The sequence below is a fragment of the Campylobacter devanensis genome (assembly GCF_002139915.1).
Classification (GTDB): Bacteria; Campylobacterota; Campylobacteria; order Campylobacterales; family Campylobacteraceae; genus Campylobacter; species Campylobacter devanensis.
Genome location: NZ_CP018788.1, coordinates 16,420 through 30,166, shown reverse-complemented (window position 1 = coordinate 30,166; position 13,747 = coordinate 16,420). Strand labels below are relative to the sequence as shown.

General features: G+C 34.9%; 12 protein-coding genes and 1 tRNA gene. 8 read left to right on the top strand and 5 right to left on the bottom strand.

Annotated elements, in window-relative coordinates:
• The first annotated feature begins 5 nt into the window (after positions 1-5).
• From CIGN_RS00155 to CIGN_RS00145, 3 genes are read left to right on the top strand one after another with little or no spacing between them, the layout of a single operon-like run.
• On the top strand, positions 6-824 hold the full coding sequence (locus CIGN_RS00155; RefSeq protein WP_086301897.1) for a DUF5718 family protein: 819 nt from the start codon (positions 6-8) through the stop codon (positions 822-824).
• Positions 821-1,561 carry a pyrroline-5-carboxylate reductase dimerization domain-containing protein gene (locus tag CIGN_RS00150; protein ID WP_086301896.1) on the top strand — a complete coding sequence of 247 codons (741 nt, stop codon included), beginning with the start codon at positions 821-823 and terminating at the stop codon, positions 1,559-1,561. Before CIGN_RS00155 ends, CIGN_RS00150 begins: the two co-directional genes overlap by 4 nt.
• The gene (locus tag CIGN_RS00145) at positions 1,562-2,830 is read left to right on the top strand and encodes a (Fe-S)-binding protein (RefSeq protein ID WP_086301895.1); all 1,269 of its coding nucleotides are present in this window, start codon (positions 1,562-1,564) and stop codon (positions 2,828-2,830) included.
• A 6-nt stretch (positions 2,831-2,836) separates the two neighbouring features.
• Here the strand turns inward: CIGN_RS00145 and CIGN_RS00140 are convergent, their stop codons facing one another.
• The 3 genes from CIGN_RS00140 to CIGN_RS00130 form a co-directional block, all read right to left on the bottom strand.
• Positions 2,837-4,396 (bottom strand): class I SAM-dependent methyltransferase, encoded by a 1,560-nt coding sequence (locus CIGN_RS00140; protein WP_086301894.1) that lies wholly within the window; start codon positions 4,394-4,396, stop codon positions 2,837-2,839.
• The gene (locus tag CIGN_RS00135) at positions 4,393-6,459 is read right to left on the bottom strand and encodes a motility associated factor glycosyltransferase family protein (protein ID WP_086301893.1); all 2,067 of its coding nucleotides are present in this window, start codon (positions 6,457-6,459) and stop codon (positions 4,393-4,395) included. The genes CIGN_RS00140 and CIGN_RS00135 overlap by 4 nt, the downstream gene beginning before the upstream one ends.
• Positions 6,460-6,627: 168 nt before the next feature.
• A tRNA-Glu gene (locus CIGN_RS00130) sits at positions 6,628-6,702 on the bottom strand.
• 111 nt (positions 6,703-6,813) lie between these two features.
• Here CIGN_RS00130 and CIGN_RS00125 point away from each other — a divergent pair.
• Genes CIGN_RS00125 through CIGN_RS00115 form a run of 3 tightly spaced genes read left to right on the top strand, consistent with a single transcriptional unit; the run spans position 6,814 to position 8,344 of the window.
• Positions 6,814-7,293: a hypothetical protein gene (locus CIGN_RS00125; protein WP_086268590.1), complete on the top strand. Its 480-nt coding sequence runs from the start codon at positions 6,814-6,816 to the stop codon at positions 7,291-7,293.
• Positions 7,290-8,132: a deoxyribonuclease IV gene (nfo, locus tag CIGN_RS00120; protein ID WP_086301892.1), complete on the top strand. Its 843-nt coding sequence runs from the start codon at positions 7,290-7,292 to the stop codon at positions 8,130-8,132. The genes CIGN_RS00125 and nfo overlap by 4 nt, the downstream gene beginning before the upstream one ends.
• A 14-nt stretch (positions 8,133-8,146) precedes the next feature.
• Positions 8,147-8,344, top strand: a complete 198-nt coding sequence (locus CIGN_RS00115; RefSeq protein ID WP_086301891.1) for a hypothetical protein — start codon at positions 8,147-8,149, stop codon at positions 8,342-8,344.
• Between the two features lie 499 nt (positions 8,345-8,843).
• Here CIGN_RS00115 and purM read toward each other — a convergent pair whose 3' ends face one another.
• Both purM and CIGN_RS00100 read right to left on the bottom strand, forming a co-directional pair.
• Positions 8,844-9,827 (bottom strand): phosphoribosylformylglycinamidine cyclo-ligase, encoded by a 984-nt coding sequence (purM, locus tag CIGN_RS00105; protein ID WP_086228600.1) that lies wholly within the window; start codon positions 9,825-9,827, stop codon positions 8,844-8,846.
• A 42-nt stretch (positions 9,828-9,869) separates the two neighbouring features.
• Entirely contained in the window at positions 9,870-12,680 is a 2,811-nt protein-coding gene (locus CIGN_RS00100; protein WP_086301889.1) for an FAD-binding and (Fe-S)-binding domain-containing protein, read from the bottom strand.
• 92 nt (positions 12,681-12,772) lie between these two features.
• Here CIGN_RS00100 and CIGN_RS00095 point away from each other — a divergent pair, with 92 nt between their 5' ends.
• Together CIGN_RS00095 and coaE are read left to right on the top strand one after the other, a co-directional pair.
• The gene (locus CIGN_RS00095) at positions 12,773-13,135 is read left to right on the top strand and encodes a RidA family protein (protein ID WP_086225229.1); all 363 of its coding nucleotides are present in this window, start codon (positions 12,773-12,775) and stop codon (positions 13,133-13,135) included.
• A complete protein-coding gene (gene coaE / locus CIGN_RS00090; RefSeq protein WP_086301888.1) occupies positions 13,128-13,742 on the top strand; it encodes a dephospho-CoA kinase in 615 nt (204 codons plus the stop codon). The genes CIGN_RS00095 and coaE overlap by 8 nt, the downstream gene beginning before the upstream one ends.
• Positions 13,743-13,747: the final 5 nt, after the last annotated feature.

Genomic DNA, 13,747 nt, shown 5'->3' with positions numbered 1-13,747 from the left:
ATTTTATGAGTGAGATTTTAGGATTTGGGATAGCTGGAAATTTTGCCTTACATCTTGAACAAGCCGGCGAAGCTGATGATTTCGCCTTGGTTAAAACCGATGATGAATACGCCCCAAAAGGGATATTTCCATTTTATATCAAAGGTAGTGATAGTTTTTTGGGTAGGAATTGTATAGATAATGGCTATTTATATCTACCTAATGATAAAAATTTAAATATCCAAATGGAGCCTGAGATCGCCCTAAGATGCGAATTAGAATATGAAAATAATAAGGTTAAAAGCATTAAGCCACTTAAATTTGCTGCTTTTAATGACGCTTCAGTTAGAAATGACAAAACCGCTACAAAAATATCACAAAAGAAAAACTTCAGCAACGGCTCAAAAGGAATCGGAAATGAAATTGATATAGACAAATTTAGCCTTGGTGGGATCTGTGATAATTATAGCTTAATATCATTTTTACAAAGCCAAAATGAGCTAATTAGATATGGCGAGTGCGCTAAATTGAGCGGATACTCATATTTTTATGAAAAGTTATTAGAGTGGATCAAAGATAGATTAAACACACAAGAAAATTATGCTGTATTAGAGAATTTATCAGATATCTTAAAAAATGCAAACTACCCAAATGAGATGATAATCACAATCGGCGCTACAAGATATGAAGAGGCGGGCAAAAATAGATATCTAAAACCTGGAGATATCTGCTATGTGGTCGCCTTTGATCATACTAAATTTGATCTATCAAGCATAACAAACGCTATCAAAAATGGCTCTAAATTACCAAGTAGCGTATCTATTTTAAGACAGGAAGTAAGATGAAAATTACTATAATTGGCGCTGGAAATATGGGATTAGCTATGGCTAATGGGCTGAAATTATCTGGTTTTGAAGTGAGCTTTGCGGGGCGATTGAGTGATAGATTAGAGGCTTTAAAAGGTGAATTTGAAGTAGAGATAATAGATCAAAACTACGATATAAGTGATAAAAACATTATATTAGCTATCAAGCCAAATGCCCTTGAGTGGTTTGTAAATCTCGCAAAAGGTAGAGCAAATTTGATAATTAGCGTGCTAGCTCTCACAAGCTTAGAGCAAATTCAAGCTATAAACGCCATAAATCACGCTATTTGTTTGCCAAATATCGCCGCAAAATACCAAAAAAGCATAAATCCATATATAGCAATTGGTGATACCAATCTAGTAGAAAAGATCCTAAATGGCTTTGGAAAAGCGGTTAAATTTGATTCTAAATCCACTTTTGATGCTGCTAGCATAATCAGCGGATGCGCTCCAGCATATCTAGCATTAGTAGCTGAAGCTATCAATACTGCTGCTGTAAGATCTGGTCTTAGATTGGACGAGGCTCAAGCTATGACAAGTGGGCTATTTGATAGCTTTGCTGGGTTGATTAAAGATACTCATCCAACACTAATAAAAGATAGTATTTGCTCTCCTGCTGGAACGACTATCGAGGGTGTATGCGAGCTAGAAAAAGCCGGTGTTAGAACTGCCTTTATAGAGGCTATTAGAGCAAGTTTGATGAAACAAAGAGGATAAATGAGTAACTATAATTTTAGTGCGATTAGCGATGCGTGTGTGAAGTGTGGAAAATGTAAGCCAAATTGCACAATATACAAAATCAGTCACGATGAGGTCAAGAGCCCAAGGGGATTTTTGGATCTTTTAGGGGCTTATAATAGAGGTGAAATCGAGCTTGATAAGAATTTAAAAGATGTTTTTGAGAGCTGTTTTTTATGTACAAATTGCGTCCAAGACTGCCCAGTATCCTTGCCAACTGATACTATGATAGAAAATGCTAGAGCCGATATAGCGGCTAAATTTGGAATTTCGTGGTATAAAAGGCTATTTTTTTATCTACTTAGAAATAGAAAGATTATGGATATCGCTGCGAAATTTGGATATGTGTTTCAAAGCTGTGGATTTAAAATTAAAGATGACAATATGAGCCCAAGATTTAGTCTGCCAATGTTAAAAAAAGAGCGTCTTTTGCCAACTGCTTCTAAAAAAAGCTTTTTAAACTCTCACACTGAATTTATAGATAATGGCGGAGATAAAACTATCGGGATATTTATCGGCTGTATGGGAAATTATGCTTATACCGCTATTGGCGAGGGGTTACTTAAGATATTAAAAGAGCTTAAAATCAACGCTCATTTGATGAAATCTCAAGGCTGCTGCTCGGCTCCAGCGTATTTTACTGGGGATTTTAATACCGTAGATTATCTAGCTAAAAAGAATATTGAGTATTTTGAATCCTTATTAAATAGCGGTAAAATCGAAGCTATTATAATACCAGAAGCGACTTGTTCGGCGATGATAAAGGTAGATTATGAGCACTATTTTCACAATGATTTGCAGTGGAAACAAAGAGCTATAAATATCAGCAAAAAAATATATTTAGCTACTGAATATTTGGCTAAATTTACAAATCTAGCTCAAATTTTAAAAGAGCGAAATAGAGATAAAAAACTATCTAAAATCACATATCATGACCCTTGCCACGCTAGAAAGATGCAAGGAGTTTGGAAAGAGCCAAGAGAGCTTTTAAAACACGCTTATATCTTAAATGATATGAGCGATAATCATAGTTGTTGTGGATTTGGTGGGGTAACAATGCAAAGTGAAAAATACCACCTAAGCCGCCAAGCCGGTCAAAGCAGAGCCGCACAGATAGACGCCATGGACGCTAAATGCGTAGGAAGTGAGTGTAGCGCTTGTAAAATGCAGCTAAACAACGCCTTACATATCTATGGTAGCGATACTAAATGCTCCAATCCAATTGAGCTGATCGCTAATGCTTTGTAGAAGAGTTTAATACTCTTCTAACATTAGGGTATTGATAAGTGAGAGCTTGATAGTTTCAACTGCGTTTTTGAAATATTCGTTTTGCTCTTTTGGGCTTTTTAGCGGGATATTTTCGCCATCTTTTTGGATTGCTGGGGTTAATTTATCTTTTTCGAATTTGGCTTTTATATGGTTTTGGATATCTTTTATACTATGATTTCCATCAAACATCAATATAAGCTCTAGCGTGTGTTTATCAGCATTTAATTTATCATTAGATGGAGTTGCTACACCAATTGGCGAACCTTCATTTTCTAAGAAATATCTTAGATATGGTATATATTCCCTTTTTAGTCTAGTCTTACCTGGGATATATAATAGCTTTTGAAGCGGTTTACAAGTAATGGTAATAGCATTGTTTGTAAGCGTTCTAATATCATAGTATCTAAATACTATATCATCTTTTGGATAAACTGCACGAACTTCATCAAAACTTAAAGTTGATGGAAATGCATCATTTAATGCCTTTGCAAGTGGTTCGATATATGTATCTTTGGCTGAGTTTAGAAGCTGCGGGGTCGGCTTTATTAGCTTAAAGTGTAGATTATGTAAGAATTTAGCCTTATCTTCATCTTTTATAGCTAGCTTGTTTTGATTTTGCGATTTGGTTAGAATAGAGCTTCTAAATCTAATAGAGTATAAAAAATCATAAGCTTGATTAGCTGAGATATAATCATCAAATGATAGCTTAAAATACTCACTTATCGCACCATCAGGCAAAAATGATGGATCAAAATGATATGTGGCATCAGCAACATAACAAAGCCCATTATCACCAGCATCAGCTACAAAATCTAAAAAATAAAATGGCTGATTACAAATCTCCATATATTCATGTGCCACATAACTTTTTGGGTAGTTTTGAATATGTTTAATATACTCAGAATTTAAATTTTTAATATGTGTAGCGCTAGTCTCATTTGGAGAGTATTTAGCGTAAAAAGCCTTTTGAAATTTAATCGCATTTAATCCGGGCTCCAAATCAGTGACATTTCCACTACTTTTTACAGCACAAAAACGCATAAAATCACGCAAAGGCTCTACATATTTCCACCCAGGATAGCAGTTATAACTGATAAATGCCACGCCATTTGGGCTTAATAGCTTTTGACAACTTTGTAAAATAGCACTTCTTACAAAATCAGGCACCCAGCTATAAATACCATGGCAAATAATATAATCAAACTCTATTTTACCACCAAATTCGCTTATGAGATTGCAAATATCCATCTCAATAAGCTTTATATTTTTACAGCCGATTCCCTCGATTGCTCTCTTGCCTATAGCTATCTGCTCGCTACTTAGATCAATTCCTATGAAAGTTGAATTTGGATGATTGATAGCTTGGCCTATTATATTGCCACCCATCGCACAACCAATTTCAAGAACCTTGGAATTATGCGGATTAACAGCATCTAGGCCATGAAATCTAGCCACCGCACAAAGATAATCTATACAAGTTTGAGCGTATGAGTATGAGTCATATGTATGCTCATCATATGTTGATTTAATATCGTTATTTATCATTGTTCTAAGAGCTTATGGCTATCCATAAATCCACTAGCGGCGTCAGCTAATTTACCCAAAGTCGCATCTATACTACCAGCTAAGCTAAATATCCAATAACTCTGACACGAAACCCACTCAAATAACTTATCATTTTTTTCTTCATCAGTATCAGCTCTACGAGCGGAGATAACAGCAATCTCAAGCTCTTGGCTATTTAGCATCGCTCCGCAAATTCCATAAAATGAAGACATAAAGACTTTATCTTTGAAGACATATTCTTTTAGGCTATCAATCTCAAATGAGAGTTTTTGTAGCTTATCATAGTTGATTTTATCTGCTTTATCTTGCTCTTTTAATTTTTTGGATTTTTCAATCTCTTTAGCGATTTTTAGATATAATCGTTCACATTTTTTTTGAATTTTATGACCAGTTTTGAAAATTTTAGTTATATTTTTGATTGCTTTTTTTAGATGCTCTTCTTGCTTTTCTTTACTTATTGGCAAGATTGGTTTGAAATTTTTCTTTTTACCCTCAGCGATAATCTTATCAGCCATCTCTTTAAATGGAATCTCAGTAGTTCCTTCTATTCTTGCTCCACCTTCGGTGCAGTTATAAAGCTTATAATCTGGATTACTTCTTTGCATCATTGCGATATTATGCTCGAAATATTGTCTAAATAAATTCCATATAAATGTAGTTTGAATTTCACCTTTACCGCCGTATTTTTGCGTCATTATAGGTATCTCTTCAACGGGAATTTCAGTCTCTTTAAATATATGCCCCTTAGAGTGGCTAGTACCATCTTCACCATAAGCTAAGTCTTGGCCTATTAACATTACGTCTTTACAGCCTAAAGCTTGGGCTACATTCCACGCCATATGAGCAGCGCTCTGTCCACCGCCGATATAACCAAATTTAAAATCTTTAAAGCTCATCTCATAATTTAGCGGCCTTAAAGCATAACAAACATCTTTATCATGCAAATTCTCAACTGACTCATGATGCGTAAGAGAAGCCACAACAAAGATTATTCCATCATCAAATTCAGTTCTAGCAGGCTTAAAAAAATCCGGAGTAGGCGGAATTCTCTCTATGGATGTTACATAATCAGGCTTAATCCCATGCTCTTTTAAGATAGGATAACTTGCATCAACAGCTACTATGACAGTATATGGAGCGAGTTTTTTTAGTATTGGAAGCTGCTTGTGAAGCGATGGACCAGTAGATACTACTACTGCTGAGTTAATCTTATTTTTTCTTTTATTTATAATATCTCTTAGAGGAATTGCGCCAAATACATCTGGAAGATGTTGTGTTGTTTGAATCATTCCTAGCAAGCAATCCCTAGAGTCATTTCCACGCTCATAAAGCGTCTGGATAATTGCTTTTTGCATAGTTTTATTTAATTCCATAATATTTTCTTGATATTTTTCATTATTATAATAATCATCGATAATATGTAGATTATATAATCTAAAACTATGAAATACATCAGGCATCCTACAAATTATATAAAATTGTAAAAATGTAACCTTATGCGAATCTAAAATAAATAATCTATCAGTAAAAATATCCCTAGAAAAGTCAATCAAACTAAGCGCAGCATATAAAATCTCAATCTCAGGTTCAAAAACAAATATCTTTTTATGCGTTGGGTTTGCTAAGATTGATTTCAAAAACACACCATTGCCAATTCCATAGATAAAAAGCGCCCTATGTCTAGCGTACTCTTCTTCGAATTCTATAATCTTTTTCTCAACATCTTTAGCTGGGCTTTCGTATAAATACTCTTTGGTTTCAAGATTTATGATATTTAGATCTAGCGGGTCTTTGCCCATATAAACGCCAAATTTTTTATTCTCCTCTAAACCAAATAGCGCAAGCGAAGTATCGATAGCATAAGGCATCATCGCAGTTATGTTTTTATCAAGTGTAGTTATCTCTTCATCATTTTTAATTTTTTGAGCTATCTTAGAATCAAGCTCTTTAAACTTTCTCTCATCTTCAGTTAGATCTCGCTCATCTTTTTTTGAGATGTCATTTTTTAAGTCATTAACATCTTTTTTTTCACCATTTTGCATATGTGTCCTTTTGAATTTAACTTTAATATCGTCATTTTTAGGCTTTATTTTACAAAAATTTCGCTGAATTTAAAGAATAAATAGAAGATAAATTTAAATTTAACAAAAATTATACTTTTGAGAAAATATTATAAAAGAACGATAAAATGTGGGATTTTTAGAATAAAGTGGTGACCCCTACGAGACTCGAACTCGTGTTACCGCCGTGAAAGGGCGATGTCCTAACCGCTAGACGAAGGGGCCACTGCGGTTGTGCGAGTGGAATTATACAAGAGTAATGCTTAAATATCGCTTAAAAATCATAGCGATTTACAAAAAAACTGTATAATTTGTCAAATTTAAAAAAGGCATAGTTTGAATATCTATAAATTTGGGTCTAAATTTACTACTTTAACACTATTATCTGCGTTAATTTTTGGCTGTGGCACTACTCAGCCAAAGCGTTCTAGTGGGGTTTTATTTAGTTTTATTACGCCACAAATTCGCATTAGCGATACAGGGTTTATTCACAGCTATACAAATGGTACACAAGTTCAAATCTACAATAGCGGCACACTAACCCTAAACCTAAAATTAGCTCAAAATATCTGCATAAACTCAGCTTGTATGTCTCGCAAAAGTTTTAACATCAAATATCTAAATTCGCCCCATTATAATGAGATTTTAGATGATATTATAACCCAAAGAGCAATATATGACTCAGCAAATTTGATTCAAACTGATTGTGGATTTACACAAGATTTTAGTAGTTTTAGATATGAGGTTTGCAATAAAACAGCTAAATTTATAGATAGTAAAAATAATATAAAAATTATAATAAGAGAGTTGCAATGAAAAGAATAGGAGCGCATGTAAGTGCAAGTGGCGGAGTAGCAAATGCTCCAAAAAATGCTGCAAATATCGGTGCGGACGCTTTTGCTCTATTTGTTAAAAATCAAAGACAATGGAGCGCTAAACCACTTACTCAAAGTGATATAAGTCAGTTTAAAGCCAATTTAGTCAGTGCAAATATTAAGCCGTCTTGCATACTAGCACATAATAGCTATTTAGTAAATTTAGGCCATCCAGATGAGAGTGCAAGGGCTAAGAGTTTTTACTCATTTTTAGACGAGATAGAGCGTTGCGAATCTCTTGGGATTGAGCTTATTAATTTTCATCCAGGTTCACATTTAAAACAAATAAGCGAAGATGAGTGTCTAGAATTAATTGCTAAAGAGATGAACTCCTTGCTAGAGCGTTCTAGCAATATAAAATTAGTTATTGAGAACACGGCCGGTCAAGGCAGTAATCTAGGCTATAAATTTGAACACCTAGCTGCATTAATTGCTATGAGTAAAGATCCTAGTCGTGTGGGTGTATGCATTGATACATGTCATTTATTTGCTAGCGGATATGATATCAAAGATGAGCAAAGTTATACTAAAACTATGGCTGAATTTGATAAAATAGTAGGATTTAAATACTTAAGCGGAATGCATATCAACGATAGCAAAGGCGCCCTTGGTTCTCGCAAAGATCGTCACGATAGCCTTGGAGTTGGACTAATTGGAGAACAAGCATTTAGATGTATTATGAAAGACAATAGAATTGACGAGATTCCATTAATTTTAGAGACTATTGATGAGACTATCTGGGCTGATGAAATTAAAATGCTTAGAGATTTTACAAAATAATTTAGGAAGTTCTAATGGAGACTGGGGGGGGTCAAGCCCAAAATAAAATACTAAATATTGGCTATTTTGCCGATGGTATTTGGTCGCATAACGCATTTAAAATAATCGCAAATGATCCGAATATGCAGATTCGTTTTATATGCGTTAGGCGTGGCTCAGATGATAAAATTTTAGCTAAATTTGCTGCTGATTATGGTATAGGAGCTTTTTAGAGATTGCGATATTAATTCGCCCGAATTTTAGCTATGATTACTAAATTTAATTGCGATATATTTGTTTTAATGTCATTTGATCAAATTTTTAAGCCTCAAATTATAGATCTTGCCCACTTGGTGCGATTAACAAATATTTATCATTGCAAGTTTTTAATAAATGCAAAAAGAAGCGATTTATTAAACCAAACTCAACAACACAAAATGTGTGTTTGGTATGCTAAAGGAGTATTTAATATGAAATTTCAAATTAACAATGATAAAATGAAAATATTTAGCACAAACCAAAATAATGCAGATGACAAAAGAATAGATAAATATACTTGACCTAAGTTTTATTTTTGCGTTCTTTAATCATTGTGAATGCAAATTCATTTACAATGCTCATCTGTTAAAAACATTTTAAAAAAGACAAAATTTGGAATTTAAAAATGCTTTTTACCAAAAATTGCCTTAATATTAATACTTTGTGATAGCGCATAATAAATAATCACAAAGCCTACAACATCTCTACGCCACTACCTTTGATAATCTGGCCAATTATATACCCATCACTATTAGCTAATACATAATCAACTTTATCATTTGGCACTACTAATACCATTCCTACACCGCAGTTAAACGTTCTATCCATCTCGCTTTGTTCTACACTTTTGGCGATTAATTCAAAGATTTTTGGCGTTTTGATAGCACTTCTTTGGATCTTTGCGCCAAGTCCATTTGGCAAGACTCTAGGGAGATTTTCGACTATACCGCCACCAGTTATATGAGCCATTGCATTTATACTATCTTTAAGGCGTAAAAACTCATCTACATAAATTCTAGTAGGCTCTAAAAGTGTCTCTAAAAGCGTCTTACCCTCAAATTCACTACCCAAATTTAACTTCTCTTTTTTAATTACAGCCCTTGCTAATGAAAAGCCATTTGAGTGAAGGCCTGAGCTTGGCAACGCTACTAAGATATCGCCTTCATTTACAAATTTACTCCTATCGATCTCATCTTCTTCAGCCACACCCACAGCAAATCCCGCTAGATCAAAATCCCCTGAGCTATACATACTTGGCATCTCAGCCGTTTCGCCACCTATTAGAGCGCATTTGGCTATTACGCATCCTTTGGCGATACCGCTTACTACTTCTTTGGCTGAGTTGATATCTAATTTACCAGTTGCATAGTAATCCAAAAAAAACATCGGAGTAGCAAAATTACATATTAAATCATTGACGCACATTGCAACTAGATCAATCCCCACACTATCTAATTTACCGCTATCTATTGCTAGGCGAAGTTTTGTTCCTACACCATCGGTTGCAGCTAGAAGAGTTGGTTTATTATATCCGCTTGGAAGTCTAAATGCTCCAGAAAATGATCCTATTCCACCTATTACATTTGGAGTTAGAGTCGATTTAACAAATGGTTTAATCCCCTCAACAAAGCTATTTCCAGCATCTATATCTACACCTGCGTCTTTATAACTTATCATTTTTCACCTCTTTTAAATTTCGTGATTTTACACTATTTGAACTTATTTTTGGCTAATGCTAACACTATCTAGTAAATAAGCAATATGCTGCCAGCTAAATCCACTTGCCTCGCTTAGCCCGATTTCACAGGTGCTAGAGTTGCTAAATCCTATATTTACTGCACTATTTTGATAAAATCTCTTAAATTTAGTAGTGGCGTGTAAGTTAAGTTGCGGGGTAAAAAACCCTTTATACCCAGCAAAACCACAACATGCAGTATCGCTATGGACTATAACTTGCCCTTTAGTGCAAAGCTTAGCTAAACTCATCATAGTATTTTCAAGTCCAAGTTTTTTACTAGCACACATTGTATATAGTCCTATTGTGTCATTTATTGGGACAATAGAAAGTCTTGTAGAGATAAATTTAAGTAAATACTCGCTCAAATCATAAATGTCAAATCTATCTTTAAGCGATTTTATCAGCTCATAAGAGCAAGCGCCGTGATCTATCACCACAGGATATTTACCCTCGTTTGTAGCCTCTCTTAAAATATCTATATTTTTAGCTCTATTTAGCTCTTTTGTATCTGGATAATTGGTAAAAACTTTCCCACAACACATATCGCTGATTTGCTGCGGATATATCACATTTATCTTAGCTTTTTTACATAGTGATTCAAATACCTCTTGGATAGGGCGTTTGTCATTTAGATTTTGATTTGGGGCAAAGGCTCTATTTAGACAACTTGAGAAATATACCACACTCTCATCAAAGCCATAATTTTTATCACGCAGTTTATAGCTATTTTTTCTTGGTAGATACTCTTTAAGAACCGGAGTTTTTATAGCTAAATTAGCTTTAAAAGAGAGTTTGCGAATTGAATTTGAGTTTAGTAAATTTGCAGCTGATAGGGCAAATTTGGCTCCATTTAGAGCTAAAGAGAAGTTTGATTTAGCCAACTCAGCAGTTTTTTTGCTAAAATCACTAGCATTTACTTTGCGTTCGTTTAGGGCTAGGTTTGCTGTATTTATACCTACAGGGCATAGCTCTTCGCACATAGAACAGGCTGCGCAACTCTCATTTAAGAAGTATTTGGCTCCATCTTTTAGCTCTTTTAATAGCTTTTTGCTAGCTTTATCACTCAAAGCCCCTAGTCTTTGTATCTCTCTTTTTAGGGCTATTCTTTGGCGTGGGCTTAGAGTTAGCTTATTAGATGGGCAGTTTTTCTCACAAAATCCACACTCCACACAATCATCAAATTCATTTCCTATAATGGCTGATTGCTTGATATTTTTTTTGTATATCTCTTTGTCATCTGTGATGATTACATCGGGGTTTATTAGAGTGTGTGGGTCAAAAATCTCTTTGATTTTTCTATTTATGGCATAAGCTTTTGCTCCCCACTCTAGCTCTACAAATGGCGCTACCATCCTACCGGTGCCATGTTCGGCCTTGATACTTCCGCCGAAATTTGAAACCATCAAAGACATATCTTCAACCAAATTCGCAAAACTCTCAAATTCGCTATTTTGGTTTAAATCAGGCGTGATTATAAAGTGTAAATTACCCGCTAATGCGTGGCCAAAAATTATAGCGCTATCTTCAAATCCATGCTTTTTAAATAGCTCTTGAAGGCTTTTAATCCCCTCTCCAAGATCTTTAATCTCAAAGCATATATCTTCTGTGATTACGCTACTTCCAGGCCTTTTAGCCGTAGCAGCGATAGGAAATATCCCTTTTCTAATCTTCCACCAATTAGCAAATTCACTCTCATCAAAGCTAAATTTCATCTCTTGACTAGTTGAATAATCTTTTATCGCATCTTTTATCTTTTGAATTTGCTCATTTAATCTATCTTGAGAGTTGTTTTGGCTCTGGATTAAAATACAGACTTCACCATCTTTAATATCAGGCAAAATCTCGCTCACGCCTTTGAATTTAGAAGCAGCCTTAAGTGAGCCATAATCCATAATCTCCGCACTAGAGATCTCGTTTTCAAATTTAGCCAAAATCTCCACAACCTTAGCCGCTTTTAAGATATCATCATAAAACAAAAGTGCACAAGCTTTGAATTTCTCATCATCCACGCACTCTAATTCTACGCTACTTACAAAACCCAAAGTCCCCTCACTACCGATAAATAGATGAGTGATAATATCAATTGGGTCGCTATAATCTAAAAGGGCATTAATGCTATAGCCAGTTGTGTTTTTGATCTTATATTTTCGCCTTATAAGCTCACAAAGCTCAGTATCAGCTAGGATTTGAGAGCGTAAATTTAGAATTTGCTCTATTAAATCTTTGTGGCTATTTCTAAAACTAGCCACGCTTAGGGCATCAGAGCTATCAAGGATAGTTCCATCACCTAAAATCACTCTAATGGATTTTAGCGTGTTATATGAGTTTTGCTTGACCCCACAGCACATTCCGCTTGAATTGTTATTGACAATTCCACCAATTTGCGCCGCAGCGATAGTAGCAGGATCGGGACCGATCTTTTTGCCTAGCGGTTTTAGGGCTTTATTGGCATTTTCGCCGATAACCCCACAACCTAAATTTATAGAGTTAGCATCTCTACTAACCTTCATATGATCCCAGCTAAAATCCAAACAAACTAGCACCGTATCGCACGAGCTTTGACCGCTTAGACTAGTCCCAGCACCCCTAAAACATAGTGGAGTGTTGAATTTACGAGATAGCTCAAAAGCCTTTATAATCTCTTTTTCGCTTTTTAGCATTAAAACTAGCTTTGGTATATATGAGTAGCAAGAGGCCTCCACACCATAGCAAAATCGGCGTAAATAATCTTTATAAACTCTACCATCAAAGAGTTTAAAAGCGGCCTTATAAAACCCTTCATAATCTTGCATAATAGATCCTTTTGTAGCTAAAATTTGGCTGATTTTAGCAAATTTGAACTTATTTTATGCTAATATAGCCAAACTTCATTTAAGGAAATAAAATGTCAAATTATCCAAAAGCAATTGGCCCATATAGTGCTTATAGAGTGGTTGGAAATTTAGTATATTGTAGCGGTCAAATCCCGCTAGATCCAGCTAGTGGTGAGGTAGTAGGAAGCGATATCAAAGCCCAAACAACCCAAGCTTTGAAAAATGTAGGCGGGATCTTAGAAGAGCTAAATTTAAGTTATAAAAATATTGTTAAAACAGTTGTATTTTTAACTGATATATCTGAATTTGCCCAAATGAATGAAATTTATGCCGAGTTTTTCAGTGAGCCATATCCAGCTAGAAGTGCTGTAGCGGTAAAAGAATTGCCAAAGGGTGTAAAAGTAGAAGTAGAGGTCATAGCTTCCATTGAGTAAATTTAAAAATGCTATAGTAATTACTGGGGTTATTGGTAGTGGCAAAAGCACAGTTGTAAATCTACTTAGAGTTTATGGCTTTAGCGTAATTGATGCTGATGAGATTGCACATGAGCTTTTAGATGAGTGCTGGGAGAGAGTCGCTAATGAATTTGGCAATGAATTTATAAGTGATAAAAAGGTTGATAGAAAGCGCCTTGGTAAGCTAGTTTTTAGCGATGAAAATGCTAAAAAAAGGCTTGAGAATATGCTCCATCCGCTTATTAGAAAACAAATTTTTGATAGTGCTAGCGAACTTGAAGAGAAAGAAAAACCATATTTAGTTGATCTACCTTTATATTTTGAGAGTGCGCCAGCTTATAATGAGTTTGAGAATGTTTGTGTGGTTTATGCACTTGAGCCAATCTGTTTAGAACGCATAATGCTACGAGATGGGATTAGTTTAAATGAGGCCAAGGCTAGATTAAATTCGCAAATATCAATCGACGAGAAGCTCCGTCTAGCTAATTTCGTAATTGATAATAGTTCAGATATGAAACATCTAAATTTGCAAATTGATAAATTCATATCGGCACTAAAAAGCAGATACAAAACCCTAAATATTTAGAGGAA

Coding starts and splice junctions, on each gene's coding strand:
- CIGN_RS00145 (WP_086301895.1), top strand. CDS start 1,562: ATGAGTAACTATAATTTTAGTGCGATTAGCGATGCGTGTGTGAAGTGT.
- CIGN_RS00140 (WP_086301894.1), bottom strand. CDS start 4,396: ATGATAAATAACGATATTAAATCAACATATGATGAGCATACATATGAC.
- CIGN_RS00115 (WP_086301891.1), top strand. CDS start 8,147: ATGGAGACTGGGGGGGGTCAAGCCCAAAATAAAATACTAAATATTGGC.
- CIGN_RS00095 (WP_086225229.1), top strand. CDS start 12,773: ATGTCAAATTATCCAAAAGCAATTGGCCCATATAGTGCTTATAGAGTG.
- nfo (WP_086301892.1), top strand. CDS start 7,290: ATGAAAAGAATAGGAGCGCATGTAAGTGCAAGTGGCGGAGTAGCAAAT.
- CIGN_RS00100 (WP_086301889.1), bottom strand. CDS start 12,680: ATGCAAGATTATGAAGGGTTTTATAAGGCCGCTTTTAAACTCTTTGAT.
- CIGN_RS00155 (WP_086301897.1), top strand. CDS start 6: ATGAGTGAGATTTTAGGATTTGGGATAGCTGGAAATTTTGCCTTACAT.
- purM (WP_086228600.1), bottom strand. CDS start 9,827: ATGATAAGTTATAAAGACGCAGGTGTAGATATAGATGCTGGAAATAGC.
- CIGN_RS00135 (WP_086301893.1), bottom strand. CDS start 6,459: ATGCAAAATGGTGAAAAAAAAGATGTTAATGACTTAAAAAATGACATC.
- CIGN_RS00150 (WP_086301896.1), top strand. CDS start 821: ATGAAAATTACTATAATTGGCGCTGGAAATATGGGATTAGCTATGGCT.